At 47.6% G+C, this 21,780-nt stretch carries 20 protein-coding genes; 15 read left to right on the forward strand and 5 right to left on the reverse strand.

The features are described 5' to 3' along the window. Positions 1-63 precede the first annotated feature (63 nt). The 4 genes from BM607_RS12300 to BM607_RS12315 all read left to right on the forward strand — a co-directional run bounded on the left by BM607_RS12300 (position 64) and on the right by BM607_RS12315 (position 2,075). Positions 64-273, forward strand: a complete 210-nt coding sequence (locus tag BM607_RS12300) for a DUF3820 family protein (protein ID WP_006082494.1) — start codon at positions 64-66, stop codon at positions 271-273. 125 nt (positions 274-398) lie between these two features. After that, positions 399-701 (forward strand): hypothetical protein, encoded by a 303-nt coding sequence (locus BM607_RS12305; RefSeq protein WP_006082493.1) that lies wholly within the window; start codon positions 399-401, stop codon positions 699-701. Positions 702-873: 172 nt separating this feature from the next. Continuing rightward, positions 874-1,383 (forward strand): GNAT family N-acetyltransferase, encoded by a 510-nt coding sequence (locus BM607_RS12310; RefSeq protein ID WP_012089741.1) that lies wholly within the window; start codon positions 874-876, stop codon positions 1,381-1,383. A 167-nt stretch (positions 1,384-1,550) separates the two neighbouring features. Then, complete coding sequence (locus tag BM607_RS12315; RefSeq protein WP_006082491.1) at positions 1,551-2,075, forward strand: GNAT family N-acetyltransferase; 525 nt, start codon at positions 1,551-1,553, stop codon at positions 2,073-2,075. Between the two features lie 266 nt (positions 2,076-2,341). Here the strand turns inward: BM607_RS12315 and BM607_RS12320 are convergent, their stop codons facing one another. Then, on the reverse strand, positions 2,342-3,052 hold the full coding sequence (locus BM607_RS12320; protein WP_071938272.1) for a pirin family protein: 711 nt from the start codon (positions 3,050-3,052) through the stop codon (positions 2,342-2,344). A gap of 12 nt (positions 3,053-3,064) precedes the next feature. After that, positions 3,065-3,508, reverse strand: coding sequence for a DoxX family protein (locus BM607_RS12325; protein ID WP_071938271.1), 444 nt, complete (start codon positions 3,506-3,508; stop codon positions 3,065-3,067). Between the two features lie 231 nt (positions 3,509-3,739). Between BM607_RS12325 and BM607_RS12330 the strand changes: the two genes are divergently transcribed. After that, positions 3,740-4,633, forward strand: coding sequence for a LysR substrate-binding domain-containing protein (locus tag BM607_RS12330; RefSeq protein ID WP_071938270.1), 894 nt, complete (start codon positions 3,740-3,742; stop codon positions 4,631-4,633). Between the two features lie 159 nt (positions 4,634-4,792). Here BM607_RS12330 and BM607_RS12335 read toward each other — a convergent pair whose 3' ends face one another. Together BM607_RS12335 and BM607_RS12340 are read right to left on the reverse strand one after the other, a co-directional pair. Further along, positions 4,793-6,538 (reverse strand): bifunctional metallophosphatase/5'-nucleotidase, encoded by a 1,746-nt coding sequence (locus tag BM607_RS12335; RefSeq protein ID WP_006082487.1) that lies wholly within the window; start codon positions 6,536-6,538, stop codon positions 4,793-4,795. Between the two features lie 144 nt (positions 6,539-6,682). Further along, positions 6,683-7,774 carry a hemolysin family protein gene (locus BM607_RS12340; RefSeq protein WP_006082486.1) on the reverse strand — a complete coding sequence of 364 codons (1,092 nt, stop codon included), beginning with the start codon at positions 7,772-7,774 and terminating at the stop codon, positions 6,683-6,685. Positions 7,775-7,924: 150 nt separating this feature from the next. Between BM607_RS12340 and BM607_RS12345 the strand changes: the two genes are divergently transcribed. The 8 genes from BM607_RS12345 (at position 7,925) to der (ending at position 16,944) form a co-directional block, all read left to right on the forward strand. Beyond that, complete coding sequence (locus BM607_RS12345) at positions 7,925-9,046, forward strand: bifunctional tRNA (adenosine(37)-C2)-methyltransferase TrmG/ribosomal RNA large subunit methyltransferase RlmN (RefSeq protein WP_071938269.1); 1,122 nt, start codon at positions 7,925-7,927, stop codon at positions 9,044-9,046. Between the two features lie 32 nt (positions 9,047-9,078). Further along, entirely contained in the window at positions 9,079-9,867 is a 789-nt protein-coding gene (pilW, locus tag BM607_RS12350; protein ID WP_006082484.1) for a type IV pilus biogenesis/stability protein PilW, read from the forward strand. Continuing rightward, on the forward strand, positions 9,864-10,964 hold the full coding sequence (locus BM607_RS12355) for a RodZ domain-containing protein (protein ID WP_071938268.1): 1,101 nt from the start codon (positions 9,864-9,866) through the stop codon (positions 10,962-10,964). The genes pilW and BM607_RS12355 overlap by 4 nt, the downstream gene beginning before the upstream one ends. A gap of 48 nt (positions 10,965-11,012) precedes the next feature. Then, positions 11,013-12,128 carry a flavodoxin-dependent (E)-4-hydroxy-3-methylbut-2-enyl-diphosphate synthase gene (ispG, locus tag BM607_RS12360; RefSeq protein ID WP_006082482.1) on the forward strand — a complete coding sequence of 372 codons (1,116 nt, stop codon included), beginning with the start codon at positions 11,013-11,015 and terminating at the stop codon, positions 12,126-12,128. A 145-nt stretch (positions 12,129-12,273) separates the two neighbouring features. Next, positions 12,274-13,554: a histidine--tRNA ligase gene (hisS, locus tag BM607_RS12365; protein WP_071938267.1), complete on the forward strand. Its 1,281-nt coding sequence runs from the start codon at positions 12,274-12,276 to the stop codon at positions 13,552-13,554. A gap of 24 nt (positions 13,555-13,578) precedes the next feature. After that, a complete protein-coding gene (locus BM607_RS12370) occupies positions 13,579-14,199 on the forward strand; it encodes a tetratricopeptide repeat protein (protein WP_071938266.1) in 621 nt (206 codons plus the stop codon). 11 nt (positions 14,200-14,210) lie between these two features. After that, complete coding sequence (bamB, locus tag BM607_RS12375) at positions 14,211-15,398, forward strand: outer membrane protein assembly factor BamB (protein ID WP_006082479.1); 1,188 nt, start codon at positions 14,211-14,213, stop codon at positions 15,396-15,398. A gap of 79 nt (positions 15,399-15,477) precedes the next feature. Next, positions 15,478-16,944 (forward strand): ribosome biogenesis GTPase Der, encoded by a 1,467-nt coding sequence (gene der, locus BM607_RS12380; protein WP_006082478.1) that lies wholly within the window; start codon positions 15,478-15,480, stop codon positions 16,942-16,944. Positions 16,945-17,026: 82 nt separating this feature from the next. On the opposite strand, the gene xseA is transcribed toward der, so the two are convergent. Beyond that, complete coding sequence (xseA, locus tag BM607_RS12385) at positions 17,027-18,373, reverse strand: exodeoxyribonuclease VII large subunit (RefSeq protein WP_071938265.1); 1,347 nt, start codon at positions 18,371-18,373, stop codon at positions 17,027-17,029. Between the two features lie 120 nt (positions 18,374-18,493). Here xseA and guaB point away from each other — a divergent pair, with 120 nt between their 5' ends. Further along, on the forward strand, positions 18,494-19,960 hold the full coding sequence (guaB, locus tag BM607_RS12390) for an IMP dehydrogenase (protein ID WP_006085677.1): 1,467 nt from the start codon (positions 18,494-18,496) through the stop codon (positions 19,958-19,960). A 120-nt stretch (positions 19,961-20,080) separates the two neighbouring features. Then, positions 20,081-21,658: a glutamine-hydrolyzing GMP synthase gene (gene guaA, locus BM607_RS12395; protein ID WP_006082475.1), complete on the forward strand. Its 1,578-nt coding sequence runs from the start codon at positions 20,081-20,083 to the stop codon at positions 21,656-21,658. Positions 21,659-21,780: the final 122 nt, after the last annotated feature.

Raw genomic sequence — 21,780 nt, forward strand, 5'->3', positions numbered from 1 at the left:
TTGATTAGCTTATGTTGTAGCATCCGTGGGATTATCGGGACGACCTGCACGAGATAACAATTTATGGATCAGCAACTACTCATCGACGCTGTAAATCAAAAAATGCCCTTTGGTAAGTACGCTGGACGTAAGTTACTCGAATTACCCGAACCTTATTTGGTGTGGTTCCATAAGCAAGGTTTCCCCCAGGGAAAACTCGGTGAGCAATTAGCCCTAATGTACGAAATCAAGCTTAATGGTTTAGAAGGCATGCTAAAACCGCTGTTGAAATGAGTTCCCCTCTTTGAAGAAAAATACTGCTTTTGCGATAAGTGTTGTATTTCGTGATAGAGATTAGCGATTTATTGTTTTTAGCGTGCTTTAATGCAGCATATTAGCAAAACAAAAGGAACGCAGGCATGATGGCAAAATGGGTAAAATTAGCGGCGGTAGCGACTTTAGCGTTAGGCATGTCAAGTGCTTGGGCTCAGGGTGTCACCCACGAAGGTACTGTTGTTGATACGATGAACGGTGGTGGTTACACCTACGTACAAATTAAAGAAGCTGACACCACTTTTTGGGCTGCAGGTCCTCAAACTGAAGTGAGTAAAGGCGATAAAGTGGCTGTGGTTGAACAAATGTGGATGAACGAATTCACTAGCAAAACCTTAAACCGCACCTTTGATAAACTGTTATTTGTCGGTCAAATCGATAAGAAGTAACAGTAACGAGTGCGCTAACCTGTGCGCCTCTTTAATCCAACGGCTTCGATACTTTCGAGGCCGTTTTTGTTTTTAGCCTCCAATACCGCAAAATTTGAGCTTATCTCGATTAAGCGAAACGCGGCAAAATAGCGCTATTGCTAGCGGTTATTACTTAACAGAGAACACTTAAGTGACGGCGTTTGAACAGTTCGAGATCCAGCCTTATCAGTCATGTTATGCCCGTGAGGTGAGTGAGTTATTTCATCTTTGTGTGCATAACATTACCCATGCTCGTTATTCACAGGCGCAACTTGCAGCTTGGTCTGCGGCGCCAAGATCGGCTAAACATTGGGATTTGCGCTTAAACCGCTCGAAGGCGTGGGTAGTATTAGTCAAAGATGCAGCGACAGCTTCTTTAATTTGCTGCGGTTTTATCAATGTCGAAACCCATTTTGCGCACCAAGGTTATGTAGACAGCTTATATATCCATCCAGATTATCAAGCTAAGGGATTGGGTGAGCGTGCTTATCTTGTATTAGAGGCGTGGGCTAAGGCGCAAGGCTATGCGCGCTTGAGTGTGGACGCCTCTTATCTCTCTAAAGGATTGTTTACCCGTATGGGATTCATTCAAATACAGCGTAGTTATCAGCAAAAACTAGGGCAAGTGATCCCTGGCTTCTATATGGAGAAGAATATTTAACGTTAGCTTACTAGGGTTTCAACCAAAAAGTGATGTAAGGTATTCCACAGTAAAACATTAGCTTAACGCCGTTGAGTGACACTATTTAAGTTAAATCAGCACTATTTAACTTAAATTAGAATACGGTTAATCTTAAGCGGTTAACAATTCAAGATGGAGGGCAGAGAATGAAGATCCGACTATTTACGCCATCGGATGTCTCGCAGCTGGCGGCGATCTTTGAGGCGAGTGTAATGCAAGGCTCTGGCGAGTTTTACTCGTTTGCCGAGCGCTCTGCTTGGGCTTATATCGAAGGTGAGATCCGCAGTGAGAACTATTGGCTCGAACGCTTAAAGGGCACCACGATTTGGGTTGCTGAAGCCGATAACATGCTGGTGGGATTTATCAATCTTAAGATAGGTGCCGACAGTGAAGTTGAAGCCGCTGCCGAAGTGGAATGTCTGTTCGTTCATCCCGAATATGCCCGTTCTGGGGTCGCCACCTCTTTGTATTTTGCGTTGTTTGAAGAAGTTAAAATTTTAGCGCTGAAACGATTAACGGTTGAAGCATCCTATCTCGCGCGACCTTTTTTTGAAAAACAAGGATTTCGCAGCATTCGCCGTAATGAACATAAGCGTTTTTTGAATGCGGCGGATAAAGCACAGGGCCAAGCCCAAGTGTTGGTCAATTTCAGCATGACACTCGCGCTTTAACTCAGCTTATTAAAGTGCTGGTCTGGTTCGCTCAACGAGGCCGTTAGCACTGCTTTTATAACATCGCCTTATAACATGGCCATCAAAACGCCAATAAAAAACACTGCCAAAGATGACTTGTGGCAGTGCTTCTAGGTTTTCTAGGTTAGTGCTTATCAAGCTGGCATGTAATCACTTACTCAACAGTTTGCTCAATGACTTACTTAATTGTTTACTCAATCGTTAAGCGGTTTTACTGAGTGGTTCAGTTAAGCCATTCGCTCGTATTACGCGTTAGCCGACAAGTCGAATACTAGTGCGGTGACTTGTCCGCTTGTTGCCGTAAAGTCGACACTGGCGAGTTGGGTCAGATGTGCGCCGTCCCCCGCCGTGAGTGTTGTGCCATTGATATCTAGCGTACCTTCAATCAATTGAACATACAGATGACGACTCGCTTGTTCGGCGGTTCTGCCCATCGTCACTTTTTCGCCTTCGCTTAACACTAAACGATATAGGGTCGCATCCTGTTGTACTTTCAGCGTGCCATTTTCACCGTTTGGTGTCACCACAGCCGTCAGCGGTGAGCTCTGCTCAAATGCCTTTTGCTGATAACCCGCATCTATGCCTAAAGTATCTGGGCGGATCCAAATCTGTAAAAAGTGTAGCGACTCAGTATTAGAAGCATTGAACTCGCTGTGGTAAATGCCTTTACCCGCCGACATTAACTGAAACTCACCTGCGGGTAAGGTTTTGATATTGCCGAAGCTATCCTTGTGAGCGATAGTGCCGGATATCACGTAACTGATGATCTCCATGTCTTTATGGCCATGGGTATCAAAACCTGCGCCGGGCGTTACTCTGTCATCGTTGATGACTCTCAGGGATGAAATCCCCATGTGCTCTGGGTCATAGTAGCTAGAGAAAGAGAAGGTATGTTGACTCTTTAGCCAGCCTAAATCTGCTTGACCGCGGTCCTGTGCTTTTCTTAATGTGATCATCTTGCTTCCCCTTTATTTGATGCGGTTAGCGAATAGGTTATCGACAGCGAACTTACCAGCACCTGAAACCGCCAATGACACTGTGGCTGCGAGTAGGGCGAGACCAAATTCGTAACCGTTGTTAGCAAGGAACAGACCGTTGCCTATGTGTACTGAGAAAATCGCTATTATCATAGTGAATGACAATACGAGGGCGGTTGGGCGAGTCAGCAGGCCGAGTAACAGGAATAGGCCGCCGAAGAATTCACTTGAACCTGCCATCAGTGCCATTAAGTAACCTGGCGTCAGACCAATGGATGCCATCCATTGTCCAGTGCCTTCTAAGCCGTACCCACCGAACCAGCCAAACAGTTTTTGTGAACCATGGGCGATTAAGATAATCCCGATAGGAAGACGCAGTGCCAGTGGGGCAAGACTAGGAGCTGATTTGAGTGTTTTTGCGATGAGTGCTTTCATGGGGTATTCCTTATTTCAAATTATTTAACAAGTGTTTAAGTATGTTGTTCAATCAGTTTTAACTCAGTTTTTAAATCTGTTCTAACTTAACTTTACTCAGTGTCTACATCCGATTTCGGCAGTGAGTTCCGTAGAACCTCTCCATTGCTAAGCAGTGTAGACTTGACCTTTGGCAAAGAAAATCAGAACATTTTCAATATCTACTTCAAATAATTTGAATGTGAGGTTTTTATGTTGCCATCTATTAGTCTCGATGGATTAATCGTGCTCGATGCCATTGATAAGAAAGGCAGTTTTTCCGCAGCGGCCGAGTCCTTGTTCCGAGTGCCGTCGGCGCTGACCTACACAGTGCAGAAACTGGAAAGCGATTTAGGTACAAAATTATTTGAACGTAAGGGCCAACGCGCCGAGCTGACCTTAGTCGGTCAACTTGTGCTGCGCCAAGGTCGGGAAATCCTTTCGGCAACGTCTAGGCTGGAAGAAGCTGTGCGTCAACTCGAGACTGGCTGGGAGTCTTCGTTAACCTTAGCGATTGATACTGTCGTGCCGGATTTACCCCTATTGCAGTTGATTGGGGAATTTACTGAGCTGGGTAAGCAAGTGACGGTGAATATCAGTGAAGAGTCCTTAGGTGGCGGCTGGGATGCACTCTATTCTGGCCGTGCCGATATTGCCATCGGCGTGACGGGGGAACTGCCAAAAGGTCAATATCATGTGGTCGAAATCGGTGAGTTGGAGTTTGTGTTTGCCTTAAATCCCGCCCACCCATTGGCACAACATGCTGGTCCTATTCCGACCGAGGCATTGCTGCAATTCCCTTCTATTGTGGTGGCTGACAGTTCGACTGCCTTGGCGCAGCGATCGAGCGGTTTATTTGATAGTCGCCAAGTGATCCGTGTGCCGAATATGCAGACCAAGATTAAAGCGCAGCAATTGGGACTTGGCGTAGGCTATATTCCAAAACACTTGATTTTGGATGCGTTGGCGGCGGGAAGCTTAGTGGCTTGCCATGTGGAAATGCCGCGCCCACCCCAAGCTGTGTTTATGGCGTGGCGTAAAGACGCGCAGGGCAAGGCAAAGGATTGGTTTACTGAGCGCTTGCCACAATGCGACTGGCAGTTTTAGGCGCCTAGCAATTTTAGATAGCTGACCATTTTAGATCACGGGCAATGAGAGCAACGTTTGTTTTGCATCACTGCCTATTCAACGTTTTCTATGTAGTCACTCATTCGTTTACTTTGCTCCTCACTGCATCAATGTTGACGCCATGAGGAGCATTGGCACTTAACCCATACGTTGGCTGTGGCTGGTGTAATGCACGTGCTGTGACAGTAAATCAGACAGATTCGGTGAGCGATTTAAGAATCGAATAAAGGCCTGTGGCAACGTCAGAGACTCCATCGACTCCTGCCAGCGAGCTTGCAGTAATGGATGATAGCCTTCCTTACCCGCAGCAGTGTAAGAGGTCGATACTCCGACATACAGTGACTCAGGCTCAACCGGATACCAAAGAGATTGGCTGTCCTGCTGCATCATCTCCAATCTAAATAAACGCTCGCCCAGTGGACGCCGGCCATCGTAGTAATACCGTAAGCCGTAGGTGTAAGGGAAGCTACCCGCACCAGTGCCACGGACGCTGTTGTTGGTCGCCGCGTTAATCGCCGACTCGAGCGCTTGATAGAGGAACTGGCCTTGAATTTCATACTTAACCAGCGGCAATTCGAAGGGCAGTAACTGCCCCATTACATCCGCCAGCGTCAATTGGCCTTGTGCCACCGACTGGCGCACACCGCCGGCATTATGCAGGGCAAAGTTCACCCTAGGATCGACAAGCTTAGCTTCTTGGAACATGCTGCGACTGACCCATGGCGCAATTTCACTGCCGTGGGGCAGGGCTTTAGAGGGCAGGCGTGTATGGACTAAGTTTTTTGGCACCAGTGCTAAGACTTTGTTCTCCATATCCGCGATGGCGGGTTTGTAGATGTCTCGGATCACGCCATCAATATCGGCATCGGCATCATCCCAAAGGACATTCGGGTGCTGACTGAGCTGTTGACGCACCGCTTGGTAATCTTGATTATCGACAGCTGTGTTAGCACTTAAGATAAAGTGTTGATCCAGCATGAAATAGTTGCCGCCTGTTAGGCTCAGCACTTTACCTTCAGCATCAAACGTTATCTCGGCTAAGCCGACGACTTCGGCATATTTACCCGCATGCACTATCGGCGTGTTGTTGATGACTTCACCGTAGGGCAGGTTGCTCAAACCTAAGGCGCGAAAATCGCCCTGTAGCGTATGCGTGTGACCACCGACGATAAGGCTAATACCCTCCACTTCGGCCGCGAGGCGTTTATCTTGATCTAAGCCTAAGTGGCTGAGCACTATGATATGTTTAATACCTTGATTTTTAAGGTGCTCAACCGTGCGTGCGGTTGTCGCGATAGCATCGACAAAATGAGTGTCAGGATCGGGGCGCGCGATCTCTTTCATTTGATCTAAAGTAATGCCGACAATGGCTAACGTCTTATCGTGGAAAGGCTTAAGCAGGTATTTCGCGCGTTTTTGCTGGTGATCATAATCCAAGATATTAGGCAAACCGCGCAGACAACCGGGTTTTTTGAGATCTTCTTGGCTTAAATCCATGTTGCCCGCAAGCAATGGGAAATCAATCTGCTTAGCAAACTCGGCAAGTCTGGCGTTACCTTCATCGATATCGTGGTTGCCAATGACCATAGCATCGGGCGCTAGCAGATTGAGTAAGTGGGCGTTGGCCTTGCCTTTAAAATGGCTGAAATAAAGCGTGCCTTGGAAGCTGTCACCACCGTGCAAGAAAATAAACGGCGTATCGGTTTGTGCGGCGGCTTGACGTGTCTTACTGATGTGATGGCCGATGCGGGCATAACCACCGCTATGGCTGGTTACATCAAGCTTATGCTGGCCGATGTTAAGGTTAAATTGGACGCGGCTGGGTTCAAAATTCGAATGGGTGTCATTGATGTGCGCGAGTGAGAGTGTGTAACCCTGTGTCATAACTTACCTCTATTACGGCGGGTGAGTATATACCCAAGCGACCTCAAAATGCGAGGTTCAGACAATTCTGAGTCATTTGCATTCTAAAAGAATAAAGGGAGCTAGGCTCCCTTTATATTAACAAGCACTAAATTTGCTTAGCCTTCAGCCGGATTTGGCTTCGTCATCATCGGATGCAGCTTCAAAATCACCGTCATCGGATAGGCGAATGCCTTTTTGCTTCATGCGCTTAGTCCAAAGTTTACGTGCTAATTGCTGCATATCGGTCGCGGGATCGTTTAAATCGACAATCTCTAATCCTAACATAGATTCGATAATATCTTCTTGAGTCACGATACCTTGGCTACTGCCGTACTCGTCGACCACCATAGCAATTTGGGTGTTACGCTTAATCATACGCTCAAAAAGTGGCAGAATTTTTGCGGTTTCAGGCACCACAAATAAACTCCGTTTAAGCTCACCAATCGGCGCTTCTGGCGTGTAACGCTCAGCCAGCAACACATCGGTGCGGGTAATGTAACCAATCACATCATCATGATCTTGGTCGTACACGGGAATACGGGTAAAAGGTTTGTCGCGATATTGGCGCACAAACTCATTTTGAGTCAGATCCACTGGCAGCGAGAACATCACAGTGCGCGGCGTCATGATTGCCGTAACGGGCATATCACGTACCTTGAGCATTTGTGTCAGAATTTTTGACTCTTGCTCGTCAAGCTCACCGGATTCATGGCCGATTTTGGCCATAGCGCTCATTTCTTGGCGGATATAATGGCCTTCATCACCTTTGCCCATCAAACGAGTGACTTGCTGCGACATCCAGATCAGCGGTCTAGTGACACGCTTCATCCACATCACGGCAACAGACACGCTCGGTGCGAGGCGACGCCAATGGTTGGCACCTAATGATTTAGGAATAATTTCTGAGAAGAACAGAATAATAAAGGTCAATACGCCCGAGAAAACACCCAACATATCGTCACCAAATATTTTCGCTGCTTGCGCACCCGCAACGGCGGCGCCGACGGTATGGGCGATAGTATTCAACGTAAGGATTGACACCAATGGGGCTTCGACATTTTCTTTCAGTTTACGCAAGCGCGTGGCTGCGGCACTGTCAGTTTGTTCGAGTGATGCGATATAACTTGGGGTAACCGATAGCAGAACAGCTTCGAACACACTGCACAGAAAAGAAACTCCGACAGCGACAAGCACTATAATGATGAGGGTTAACATATAGGTGGAATTACAACTCCGTATTTTAGGCCAACATTAGCCCGTGGAGATTCTAGCATAGGTTAATTGAGTTACTGGCTAAAATTTATTTGCGTCTGTATAATTCGCCGCCCTGTTACAGGATCCGGTTTTGGTGTTGAGGTTAGCTATATGAGTGAAAAGAAGATCAATTTATTAGACCTTGATCGTAAGGCGATGCGCGCATTATTTGCGGACATGGGGGAGAAACCCTTTCGTGCCGATCAGCTCATGAAATGGCTATATCATTTCGGCGTCAGTGACTTCGAAGAGATGACCAACATCAACAAAGTGTTACGTCAAAAATTGGCGGCACGCTGCGAGATCGTTGCGCCGGAAATTTCGAGCTTCCAAAAATCGACCGATGGGACGATTAAATTCGCGATCAACGTTGGTCAAGGCCAAGAAGTTGAAACGGTTTATATTCCTGAGGATGACCGCGCGACCTTGTGCGTTTCATCCCAAGTGGGTTGTGCGCTGGAATGTACTTTCTGCTCTACTGGTCAGCAAGGGTTTAACCGTAACTTAACGGTTTCTGAAATCGTCGGCCAAATTTGGCGTGTATCGCACTTTTTAGGTTTTGCTAAAGACACGGGCGAGCGTCCGATCACTAACGTGGTGATGATGGGTATGGGTGAGCCATTGCTCAACCTAGCCAATGTCATACCAGCAATGGACATCATGCTCGATGATTTTGGTTTTAGCTTGTCAAAACGCCGCGTGACCTTATCAACCTCAGGCGTAGTGCCTGCGTTAGATAAACTGGGCGATGCCATTGATGTGGCACTTGCCGTCAGTATCCATGCGCCAAATGATGAGCTGCGTGACATTCTGGTCCCAATCAATAAAAAATATCCGCTGGATGAGTTTTTAGCGGGTATTCGTCGTTATATCGCTAAATCTAATGCAAACCGTGGCCGTGTGACGGTTGAATACGTGATGCTAGATCACATCAACGACAGCACAGATCAAGCCCATGAGTTAGCTAAGTTGATGAAAGATACACCTTGTAAGATAAATCTGATCCCATTTAACCCGTATCCAGGCTCGCCTTACGGCCGTTCATCTAACTCTCGTATCGACCGTTTTTCTAAGGTGCTTATGGAGTACGGTTTTACTGTGATCGTGCGTAAAACCCGTGGCGATGATATTGATGCCGCCTGTGGTCAGTTAGCTGGGGATATTCGCGATAGAACGAAACGTTTAGCAAAAAAACGCATGCAAGAAAACCAGATTTCAGTCACAATGAATTAACTCTTTGTTTGCACAGATTTATAGGCTTGCCCATGAAGCATGGATTGCCAAGGTTTTCGTTGATTTTAACCCTGTCATTATTGATGACAGGGTGCGTCACTGAGCGTACTTATACCGGGACAGATATTCCTGTTTCGGAACGAAAGTTAGACAAAGTCGCCGCCGCGCGCGAACGTTTGCAGCTCGGCTTAACCTATTTAAATCGAGGTAACTCGGAACAAGCCAAATACAATCTTGATAAAGCATTAGAATATGCTCCAGAGCTCGAAGATGTGCATACTGCTTTGGCTTATTACTATCAAACCGTGGGCGATCTAGTACGTACCGAAGAGTCGTACATGAATGCCATTAGTACCAAGGACGCCTCTGGCGATTCCATGAATAATTTCGGGGTGTTTTTGTGTCAACAAAAGCAATACGACAAAGCTGAAAAAATGTTTTTGGCCGCAATCGAGATGCCTAAATATACGCGAACGGCCTCAAGCTACGAGAACTTAGGTCTCTGTAGCCGTGAAGCAGGACAAGCAGAAAAGGCACGACAGTATTTTCAGATGGCGTTAAAGTATGACCCGAGAAGATCGGTGTCGTTGCTGGAGATGGCAGAGTTAGAAGTCGACCAAGGTGATTTTATTCAGGCGCGAAACCAATTAGCGCGATATCACCAAGTGGCTGAGCAAACTCCAGAAAGTTTAGCGCTCGGAATCAAAATAGAGCAGGCAGTGAATGATGATGCCGCTGTGAAGAGATTTGGTATTTTATTGCTTGCCAAATTCCCAGCATCACCTCAGGCCAAGCAATACAGAGTTAATTTGCATCAATGAAAGATCATGAAACCAATGCGCCAGTTGAGTCGGTAGCTCCGCAATCAGTCGCGCTAGATGTAACGCTTGGAACCTTATTAAAAGACGCCCGCGAAAAAATGGGCCTTAGCATTCAAGATGCAGCGGTTAAACTGCATCTACGTCCTCGCATTATTGAAGACATTGAAGCTGACAATTTTACCAATATAGCTTCATCCACTTATGTTCGTGGTTATGTGAAAAACTATGCCCGTATGGTCAGTGCCGATGCGGGCTTGATTGAAGCGTGTTTAGTGCGGCAAGTGCCGGTGGTGACTGAGCCTGCGATGCAAAGCTTTTCACGTAAGACGACTTACCAAGCTAGCGATACACGTTTAACTTGGCTGAGTATTTTTATCGTTATTGTGTTACTCGGCTCTTTAGTCGTCTGGTGGATGCAAAAAACGACCTTGTTAAGCACTATCGATGTGTCACAGCCTACGGCCGAAGAGGTCGCTGCGGTGAATCAAACGCTGCCCGGTGACGTGCTATTGACCGAAACTGATGCCAGCCAGCAATTGACTGAAATAGCGGCTAACGGCTCTATGTCAATCGATGGTCCGATTAAAGATACCGATGCCAGTACTATCGACGTGAGCACTGGGCCTACTGACAACAATTATTCTCAAACGGCTGATACGAGCAATGAAGATGGTGGCTCCGCTATTGCAGCCGCCACTGGGCCGCAAACGGCGGCGACTGTAGCTCAACAAACTGTTGCGCAACAGACTGTAGTTCAACAACCTGTAGCTCAACAGCCAGTTGCCACCGCAACGCCTTCACCTGCCTCAACATCGCCAGCCACTTCAGTCAACACTCTGGTCGCTGTTGCTGGACAATCAATTATCGATGTTCAGTTAACCGGTGATTGCTGGATAAACATTGTCGATGCTAAAGGCAAAGCCTTAGTCGATGGTGTGAAAGGCGCCGGCGCTGCAGTACAAGTGAGCGGTGTGCCACCGTTTAAAATTATTTTAGGGGCGCCCCATGTGGCGACCTTAAGCTTAGATGGTCAAATGGTTAGCTTAGCGGATTTCCCCAAGGGACGTGTCGCACGTTTAACCTTGCCGAGAGCCTAACGACCGCGTAATGATCTGCAGCACGTACCGAAATAGAGCGTATTAAGCATGTATAATGAAACTCCCATAAAAAGACGTCCTTCCACCCGCATCTATGTGGGTAATGTACCGATTGGTGATGGGGCGCCGATTGCCGTTCAGTCAATGACCAATACTAAGACCACAGACGTTGAAGCGACTATCGCTCAAATTCGTGCCTTGGAAAAAGTCGGTGCCGACATAGTACGTGTCTCAGTACCGACTATGGATGCGGCTGAAGCTTTTAAACTCATTAAGCAAGCGGTCAACGTGCCTTTAGTGGCCGACATCCATTTCGATTATCGCATTGCCTTAAAAGTTGCTGAGTATGGTGTCGATTGCTTGCGTATTAATCCGGGCAATATTGGCAATGAAGAGCGTATTCGCAGCGTGGTTGAATGCGCCCGTGACCACAATATTCCCATCCGTATTGGGGTGAATGGCGGTTCATTAGAGAAAGATCTGATGGACAAGTACAAAGAGCCCACGCCACAAGCATTGCTCGAATCAGCCATGCGCCATGTGGATATTCTGGACAGATTGAACTTCGACCAATTCAAAGTCAGCGTGAAAGCCTCCGACGTGTTTTTAGCGGTTGAATCCTATCGTTTATTGGCAAAGCAAATTCGTCAGCCTTTGCATTTGGGTATTACCGAAGCGGGCGGCGCACGCGCAGGTTCTGTTAAATCGGCAGTGGGTTTAGGCATGTTATTGGCCGAAGGCATAGGTGATACCCTGCGTATTTCCCTAGCCGCCGATCCTGTCGAAGAAATTAAAGTCGGTTTTGACATTTTAAAATCGCTGCGGATCCGCAGTCGTGGCATTAACTTCATCGCCTGCCCATCTTGCTCCCGTCAAGAGTTTGATGTGATAAGCACAGTCAATGAGTTAGAGCGTCGCCTCGAAGACGTGACTACTGCTATGGATGTGTCTATTATCGGCTGCGTAGTGAACGGTCCAGGCGAAGCCTTAGTGTCGCATATCGGTTTAACCGGCGGACACAATAAGAGCGGATATTACGACGAGGGCGAACGTCAAAAAGAACGTTTTGATAACGACAACATTGTCGATTCCCTCGAAGCGAAAATTCGCGCTAAGGCCAGTCAAATGGCGAACCGGATTCAAATAAAAGACACAACTGAGTAATATGCATCTGCATTTGGGCATAGATTACGCCTAATGATTTTGAGCTAGGCCCCGAAACCGACGGGGTCGTTTTACGTTTTACGTTCAAAAGCCTATAATGCGTGACATTTTTTATTAATTTAGCTAAATCGGACGAGTCGATACAGTGGCAAAACAGATCCAAGCGATTCGCGGAATGAATGACATTCTGCCAACTCAAAGTCCTCTATGGCAAAAAGTGGAAGCGGTACTACGTTCGAGCGTCAGTGCTTACGGTTACAGCGAAATCCGCACTCCAATAGTGGAAAATACCGATCTCTTTAAACGCTCTATCGGTGAAGTAACTGATATTGTTGAAAAAGAAATGTATACCTTCGCAGATAATAACGGTGATAGCTTAACGCTGCGCCCAGAAGGTACGGCATCGACAGTGCGTGCGGGTAACGAAAACGGTCTGCTGTATAACCAAGAACAACGTCTTTGGTATATGGGTCCTATGTTCCGCCACGAGCGTCCACAAAAAGGCCGTTATCGCCAATTTAACCAATTTGGCGTGGAAGTGTATGGCATAGGCACGGCGGATATTGATGCTGAAGTCTTGATGCTATCAGCCCGCCTGTGGGAAAAACTCGGTATTAGCGATCACGTATCGTTAGAGCTGAACACCTTAGGTGATCCTGCTGAGCGCGCGGTTTACCGTGATGCTTTGATTGCGTTTTTAGAGCAGCATAAAGATGCGCTCGATGAAGACAGCAAGCGTCGCATGTACAGCAATCCGCTGCGAGTATTGGATTCAAAAGACCAAAATGTCCAAGCTATTTTGGCTGGTGCACCTGAGTTGATGGATTTCCTCGGTGAAGAATCGAAGACACATTTTTCACAATTGCGTGAACTACTTGACGCAGTGGGTATCAAATACACCATTAATCCGCGCCTTGTTCGTGGTTTAGATTACTATAATCGCACTGTATTTGAATGGGTTACATCGAGTTTAGGCTCGCAAGGTACAGTACTTGCGGGTGGTCGCTACGACGGCTTAGTTGCCCAATTAGGCGGTAAAGATACCCCAGCGGTGGGTTTCGCTATGGGCTTAGAGCGCATTGTCTTGCTGCTTGAAACCTTAGAGCTAAACAAAGATATTCCGTCAGAAGTGGATGTGTATGTCACTGCAATGGGCGATAGCTGTCTGATTGAAGCGATCAAAATAGCGCAGGAATTACGCAGCGCGCTGCCAAACCTTAAAGTGATGAGTCACTGCGGTGGCGGCAACGTGAAGAAACAAATGAAACGTGCCGACAAAAGCGGCGCGAGTGTGGCGTTACTGATAGGCGAAGATGAACTTGCCGAAGGTATGGTGACGGTTAAACATTTACGCAATGACATCGAACAACAACGGGTAGCTCGAAGTGCCTTAGGCGCATTTTTAGCTGAACTGGCCATTAAGTAATAGATCATATAAGGGGACGTGCGCGTGGAAATTTATAGCACAGAAGAACAACAAGTTGATGCTATCAAGCAGTTCTGGAAAGATTACGGAAATTCAATTTTAATCGGTGCCGTCGTCGGTTTAGGCGGCCTGTATGCGTGGAATTATTATTCTGACGTTAAAGTGGCCCAAGCGGAAGAAGCCTCAAAAGCCTTCCACGAGTTGACCACTAAATCAAGCGACGAAGCCGCAATGCTTGCGGGCGTCGCCGAGTTTTCTAAAAGTCATGATCAAAAGGGCTATCAAGCGCTGTTAGAACTGATCGTGGCAAAAACGGCGGTAGAAGCCAAGGATTACCCTAAAGCAATAGAAGCCTTGAACAAGGTTATCGCGGCTAAGCCAGGTGCTGGTTTAGATGTGATTGCCACTTTACGTGTAGCTCGAATCCAAGCTGAGCAAGGTCAAATTGACGCCGCTCTGGCGACCTTAGAACAAGTCACAGATAAAGCCTTCTTCGCCCAGCGCGATGAATTAAAAGGTGATTTCTTAGTACGTCAAGGTGAAGTTGAGAAAGCGAAAACAGCTTATCAAGCTGCCATGGACAATGGTGGTGTGGTGACAAGCCCAGCGCTTAAAATCAAACTTGATAGCCTAAATCAGGCATAAGGGATCCCTTGATGAAGTCTTGGTGCAAAAACCTGCTAGCCGCCGGATTAAGTCTGGCCATGTTATCCGCCTGTTCGTCGAGCGATGTTGAAGACGAGCCTGTCAGTGAGTTAACTGCCATTCAGGCGACAGTGTTCCCTGAAGTAAGTTGGAGCGCCTCTGTCGGTGATGGTGTGGGTGATTATTATTCTCGCCTCGCTCCTGCCGTCCGTTATGGAAAAATCTTTGCTGCCGATCGTTATGGCGAAGTCACCGCGTTTGATGAAGCGACTGGCGAGCGCGTTTGGACTAAAGATTTCAGCGAAGAATTTCGTGATAACGCGTTAGCAAAAAACAAAGGTGCGCGTATTGCCGCCGGTGTGACTGCTGCGCGTAATAAAGTCTTTTTAGGTGGTGAAAGCGGGCTGTTAGCTGCGCTGAACGCCGAAGATGGCCAAGTGTTATGGCATGTGATTGCGGGCGGAGAATTACTGTCTGCACCAACAGTTGCCGATGACGTCGTGGTTGTCAGCACCAGCTCAGGTTCACTCGAAGCCTTTAACGTCGATACTGGCGCTAAGTTATGGGTGTATGAAATGCAACTGCCGAATCTGACCCTGCGCGGTACCGGTTCTGCAGCTTATGAAGCGGGTGGTTTCTTCATCGGTACTGCCGATGGCAAAGTGGCTGTTGTGATTAAAAACAATGGTCAAGCTGCATGGGAACAGGCGATTTACAATCCAACTGGCGGTAACGAGTTTACGCGTATGGCCGACGTGGATATGACGCCGCTGATCCTTGGCGACAACTTATATGCGGTGAGCTACAACGGCAACTTAGTGTCGATGGAACTGCGCACGGGTCGAGTTGTGTGGACACGTAAGTATTCTAGCTTTAACGAGTTAGCATCAGCGGGCTTAAGTTTGTTCGTCGTTGACGACCACAGCCGTATCTACTCAGTTGATAAACGTAACGGTCTAGAACTGTGGAGCAACTCTGAGTTAGCTAACCGCACTCTGACGTCACCAGCTGTGTATAAAGACTATTTAGTTGTGGGTGATTTCGAAGGTTATTTACACTTCATCGATCGCAGTACAGGGACGATTGTGGGTCGTGTCCAAGTGGACAGCTCTGGATTATACAGCCAGCCATTAGTGGTTGACGATAAAATCTATGTTCAAGGTCGCAGTGGAAAGTTAGCTGTTGTAACACTTCCATAGTTAAAAGTGTTATCCTTGTAGAGCCCCTGGAAGTGTGTTCCGGGGGCTTTTTATTGAAAAGTTTTTTAGAGGCAAAATCATGATCCCTGTAGTGGCCCTTGTTGGTCGGCCGAACGTCGGTAAATCCACCCTATTTAATCGCCTTACGCGCACGCGTGATGCGCTGGTTGCTGACTTTCCTGGCCTAACACGTGACCGTAAATATGGTCGAGCATTCTTATCCGGCTATGAGTTCATTGTGGTCGATACCGGCGGTATCGATGGCACTGAAGAAGGGATCGAGACGAAAATGGCTGAGCAATCCCTTGCCGCCATTGAAGAAGCCGATGTCGTTCTATTTATGACAGATGCGCGCGCCGGTTTAACTGCTGCGGATCTGTCGATTGCACAGCACTTACGTAGCCGTGAAAAAACCACTTTCGTGGTTGCGAACAAAGTTGACGGTATCGATGCCGATTCGGCCTGTGCTGAGTTTTGGTCTTTAGGTCTAGGTGAAGTTTACCAAATGGCGGCGTCTCAAGGACGCGGCGTGACCAACATGATTGAATACGCGCTGACACCTTATGCCGAAGCGATGGGCATTGTGCGTCAAGGTGAAGACGAAGTTACCGAAGAGCGTGAATATACCGAAGAAGAAGCGGAAGCTGAGCAAAAGCGTCTGCAAGATTTGCCTATCAAGCTGGCGATCATCGGTAAACCTAACGTCGGTAAGTCAACCCTGACTAACCGTATTCTAGGTGAAGAGCGCGTTGTGGTATTTGATGAACCCGGCACGACCCGTGACAGTATTTACATTCCAATGGAACGTGAAGGTCGCGAGTACGTGATTATCGATACCGCGGGTGTTCGTCGCCGCAGTAAAGTACATCAAGTCATTGAGAAATTCTCAGTGATCAAAACCTTGAAAGCAGTTGAAGATGCTAACGTGGTGTTGCTTATCATCGATGCCCGTGAAGGTATCGCCGAGCAAGATTTAGGTCTGTTAGGTTTCGCACTCAATGCGGGTCGCGCTTTAGTTATTGCCGTCAACAAGTGGGATGGTATCGACCAAGGTATTAAAGATCGCGTTAAGAGCGAGCTTGACCGTCGTCTTGGCTTTATCGACTTTGCCCGTATTCACTTTATTTCTGCGCTGCACGGTACTGGTGTTGGCCATTTATTTGAATCAATTGAAGAAGCTTACGACAGTGCTACGCGCCGCGTCAGTACTTCTATGCTGACACGTATCATGCAAATGTCGCAGGACGATCACCAGCCGCCATTAGTGAATGGTCGCCGTGTGAAGCTCAAATACGCTCACGCCGGTGGTTACAATCCGCCAATCGTGGTGATTCACGGTAACCAAGTGAGTAGACTGCCTGACTCGTACAAGCGCTACATGATGAACTACTTCCGTCGTTCATTGAAAGTGGTGGGTACGCCAATCCAGCTACGTTTCCAAGAGGGTGATAACCCATTTGAAAACAAGACTGAGAAGTTGACTATGAGCCAAGAGCGTCGCCGCAAGCGCGCACAAAGCCATATCAAAGACAGAAAAACCAAATAGTGTTTTTTACCAGACACATTTGAAACAAAAGGAACCTTAGGGTTCCTTTTGTGTTTTAAGACTATTTCAGCGTCATGTAGATTTATTCGAGCGGCTTGATCTGAGTGACGGTTGAAATCACTTGTCCATGGCGTAAGCGGGTTTGCAGGCTATCACCGATTGTCAGTTTATCGGCAGAGTCGACCACTTGATTGTGGATGTCAGTGGTGATGCTGTAACCGCGGCTCAAGGTGGCAAGCGGGCTGACGGTTTCAAGTTGATGGGCCGCGTATTTTATCCGTTGCTCACTTTGGCTCAGTTTGTCCTGCAATGCATCCTGTAAGCGACTCGCAAGATAACTTAGGCGGTTACCCTCAATGGCGAGCTTATGCTTGGGAGATTGCTGTTCAAGGCGACTTGCGAGCAACTGCTGACGGCGGCTGAGTATGTGCAAGCGATTCGACAGCGCCGACTCAAGTCTTAATTGCATCTCATCGAATCTTTGCTCAAACTGCTGCAAGGTCCGTTTGGGATCTTGGCGCTGCAGTCTGTGCTCAAGCAAACTGAGTCGTCTTTCTTGCTTAAGTTGATAATGTTTCGCACTTTGTTGCAAGCGCGATAAGGCTGTTGCGAGTTTTTGCGCCTTATTGTCGCTATCTTGGGATAACAACTCGGCACCAGCAGATGGTGTTGGGGCGCGAATATCGGCCACGTAATCACTGATGGTGGTGTCGACTTCGTGGCCGACGGCACTGACCACGGGCAGGGCGCTGTTATAAATTGTGTGGGCGAGGGCTTCGCTGTTAAAACACCACAAATCCTCAAGCGAACCGCCGCCACGGGTAAGCAGTAATACGTCGACTTCTAAACGCTGGTTGGCGATATTGATTGCTTGACAAATACTCTGCGCTGCAGTTTCGCCTTGAACCTGAGTCGGATAGATAATGACTTCAATCGAAGGGTCGCGCCTTGCGAGTACGTGTAAGACATCGCGAATCGCCGCGCCGGTTGGCGAAGTAATAACGCCAATGCGTTGGATATTTTTCGGCAATGGTCTTTTGGTGTCGGCGGCGAATAATCCTTCGGCGGCGAGCTTCATTTTGAGTGCATCGAACTGCTGGGCGAGTAATCCATCCCCTGCAGGCAGCATGGACTCAATTAATAATTGATAGTCGCCTCTGGGTTCATACACGCTGATCGCGCCTTTGACTAACACCTGCTGACCATTGATGGGCTTAAAGCTGACCGTTTGGTTACGGCCTTTAAACATGGCGCAACGGATCTGGGAAGAGTGGTCTTTTAAGGTGAGATACCAATGACCTGAGCTGGGGGAGGAAAAGTTGGATATTTCGCCATTGAGCCAAATTTTACCCAGTTGTCCCTCGAGAATTTGTCTGACTTCACCATTGAGCCGCGAGACAGTATAAATATTGTTTTTGGTGCCTTGCATCGAATTACTCAATTAAATGGGGATATTTGCTATTTTCCATTTACCAGTGCCGATATGCAAGGTATAATCCCGCCGCAATATTTCACCTCTAAATCCTACTCAACTGGGGAGATGTTGCATATGCTACGTTTAATTAAAGAAGCGCTTACTTTTGACGATGTGTTGCTTGTTCCTGCGCATTCGACTGTACTCCCAAATACCGCCATTCTTAAAACTCGCCTGACCAATACCATTGAATTGAATATCCCACTTGTGTCTGCCGCTATGGACACAGTTACCGAAGCTCGTCTTGCGATCGCTATGGCGCAGGAAGGCGGCTTAGGCTTTATTCATAAAAACATGAGCATTGAAAAACAAGCCGAAGAAGTTCGTAAAGTAAAAATTTATGAAGCGGGCGTGGTTCAACAACCTGTGACTGTGACGCCATCAACGACTTTAGCCGATCTGAAAGTGTTAACACTGAAGAATGGTTTTGCGGGTTATCCAGTGGTTAACGAAGCAAACGAGCTGGTCGGTATCATTACTGGCCGTGACGTACGTTTCGTGACGGATTGGAGCAAAACGGTAGAAGAAGTGATGACGCCTAAAGCGCGTTTAGTCACTGTTGCCGAAGGCACTAAATTAGATGAAGTGCAAAAATTGATGCACTCACACCGTATCGAAAAAGTGCTTGTGGTTGATGATAACTATAAGCTGAAAGGCCTCATCACAGTTAAAGACTTCGAAAAAGCCGAACGTAAACCTAACGCCTGTAAAGATGAGTTAGGCCGTTTACGTGTTGGCGCTGCAGTTGGTGCGGGCGCAGGTAACGAAGAGCGTGTTGACGCACTCGTTAAAGCTGGTGTTGACGTATTACTTATTGATTCTTCCCACGGACATTCAGAAGGCGTTTTACAACGCATTCGTGAAACTCGCGCTAAACATCCTGATTTGCAAATTATCGGTGGTAACGTTGCCACGGCTGAAGGCGCATTAGCGCTGGTCGAAGCGGGCGTTAACGCAGTTAAAGTGGGCATTGGCCCTGGTTCTATCTGTACGACTCGTATCGTAACTGGTGTTGGCGTGCCACAAATCACAGCCGTTTCAGATGCTGCCGCAGCCATGAAGAGCCTAGGTATTCCTGTTATTGCCGACGGCGGCATTCGTTTCTCTGGCGATTTAGCCAAAGCATTAGCCGCGGGTGCATCTTGCATCATGGCGGGCTCAATGTTTGCGGGAACTGAGGAAGCGCCAGGCGAAACTGAACTCTATCAAGGCCGTGCGTATAAATCCTACCGTGGTATGGGGTCATTAGGCGCTATGTCTCAAGGCTCTTCTGACCGTTATTTCCAATCAGACAATGCTGCCGACAAGTTAGTCCCAGAAGGTGTTGAAGCGCGCGTGCCTTACAAAGGCAAGTTGAAGGAAATCATCCATCAACATATGGGCGGTCTGCGTTCATGCATGGGCTTAACGGGTTGTGCCACCATTCTAGAACTGAATGAAAAAGCCCAATTTGTGAAAGTGACTTCAGCAGGCATGGGCGAGTCTCACGTGCACGATGTGACTATCACTAAAGAAGCGCCGAACTACCGTTCAGGTTCTTAATCGTTTGATAAGAGGGGCGGCGATAGGCCGCCCCCTTTGTAAAGCGTGTGATCCAATACTCAAGGCTGGCCCTCGCCGCGTTGAGCAATGTTAAAACAATAGATGAGATAAAGGTTACCCATGAGCGATATTCATGAGCACAAGATACTGATCCTCGATTTTGGATCTCAGTACACTCAACTGATTGCCCGTCGTATCCGTGAAATCGGTGTGTACTGTGAATTATGGGCTTGGGATGTAACAGAAGCCCAAATCCGCGAATTTGCCCCGAACGGTATTATTCTTGCTGGCGGACCTGAAAGTGTAACGGCTGAAAACTCGCCGCGTGCGCCTGAATACGTATTTACTGCGGGTGTGCCTGTACTGGGCATTTGCTACGGCATGCAAACCATGTCTGAGCAGCTGGGCGGTAAAGTGATCCAAGGTGTGGGTGAAGGTGAATTCGGCTACGCTCAAATTGAAATGCTGACAGATTCCTTGCTATTCAAAGGTATCGAAGACGCAGTTAACAGCGAAGGCAAACCCTTACTCGACGTATGGATGAGCCACGGCGATAAAGTGTCGGCCATTCCTGAAGGGTTTGTGGCGGTCGCTAAAACGGATACTTGCCCATTTGCTGCTATGGCAAACGAAGAGAAGCAATTCTTCGGCGTACAGTTCCACCCAGAAGTGACCCACACTCGCCAAGGCATGCGCATGTTATCGCACTTTGCCTTAGACATTTGTGGTTGTGCGGCCAACTGGAAACCTTCCTCTATCATCGAAGATGCGATTGAGCGCTTGAAGAAGCAAATCGGCGATGATGAAGTGATTTTAGGGCTATCGGGCGGTGTCGATTCTTCGGTTGTGGCTATGTTGCTGCACCGCGCTATCGGTAAAAAACTGACCTGCGTATTCGTTGATAACGGTTTATTGCGTTTGAACGAAGCCGAGCAAGTGATGGAAATGTTTGGCGATCATTTCGGCCTGAATATCATCCACGTTGATGCGGAAAATCGTTTCCTCGACGCGATGAAAGGCGAAGCCGATCCAGAAGCTAAGCGTAAGATCATCGGCCGTGTATTCGTGGAAATTTTCGATGAAGAATCGAAAAAATGCGCTAATGCAAAATGGTTAGCGCAAGGCACGATTTATCCAGATGTGATTGAATCTGCTGGCAGCGCCACAGGCAAAGCACATGTGATTAAATCTCACCATAACGTTGGCGGTTTGCCAGACGATATGGAACTAGGATTAGTTGAGCCACTGCGCGAATTGTTCAAAGATGAAGTGCGCAAAATTGGTCTTGAGTTAGGTCTGCCATACAACATGCTTTATCGTCACCCGTTCCCAGGACCGGGTCTTGGAGTGCGTGTATTAGGTGAAGTGAAGAAAGAATACTGTGACTTATTGCGCCGCGCCGATGCTATCTTCATCGAAGAACTGCATAAAGCTGACCTGTACAATAAAGTCAGCCAAGCCTTTACCGTGTTCTTACCTGTACGCTCAGTTGGCGTGATGGGTGATGGCCGTAAATATGATTGGGTTGTGTCACTTCGCGCCGTTGAAACCGTTGATTTTATGACGGCCCATTGGGCACATTTGCCGTATGATTTCTTAGGTCGCGTATCAAACCGCATCATCAACGAAGTCGATGGCATTTCCCGCGTGGTTTACGATATCTCTGGCAAGCCGCCAGCGACGATCGAATGGGAATAAGTTAATTATTTGAATTAACGATTAAAAGGCGCCTAGTGCGCCTTTTTTGTTGTTTGATAGATTAACTTAAGTTGAATGACTCAACCGTGAAATATCTGTGTTTGACTGATATAATCCGGCAT

The sequence above is a fragment of the Shewanella sp. SACH genome (assembly GCF_001887095.2).
Taxonomy (GTDB): domain Bacteria; phylum Pseudomonadota; class Gammaproteobacteria; order Enterobacterales; family Shewanellaceae; genus Shewanella; species Shewanella baltica.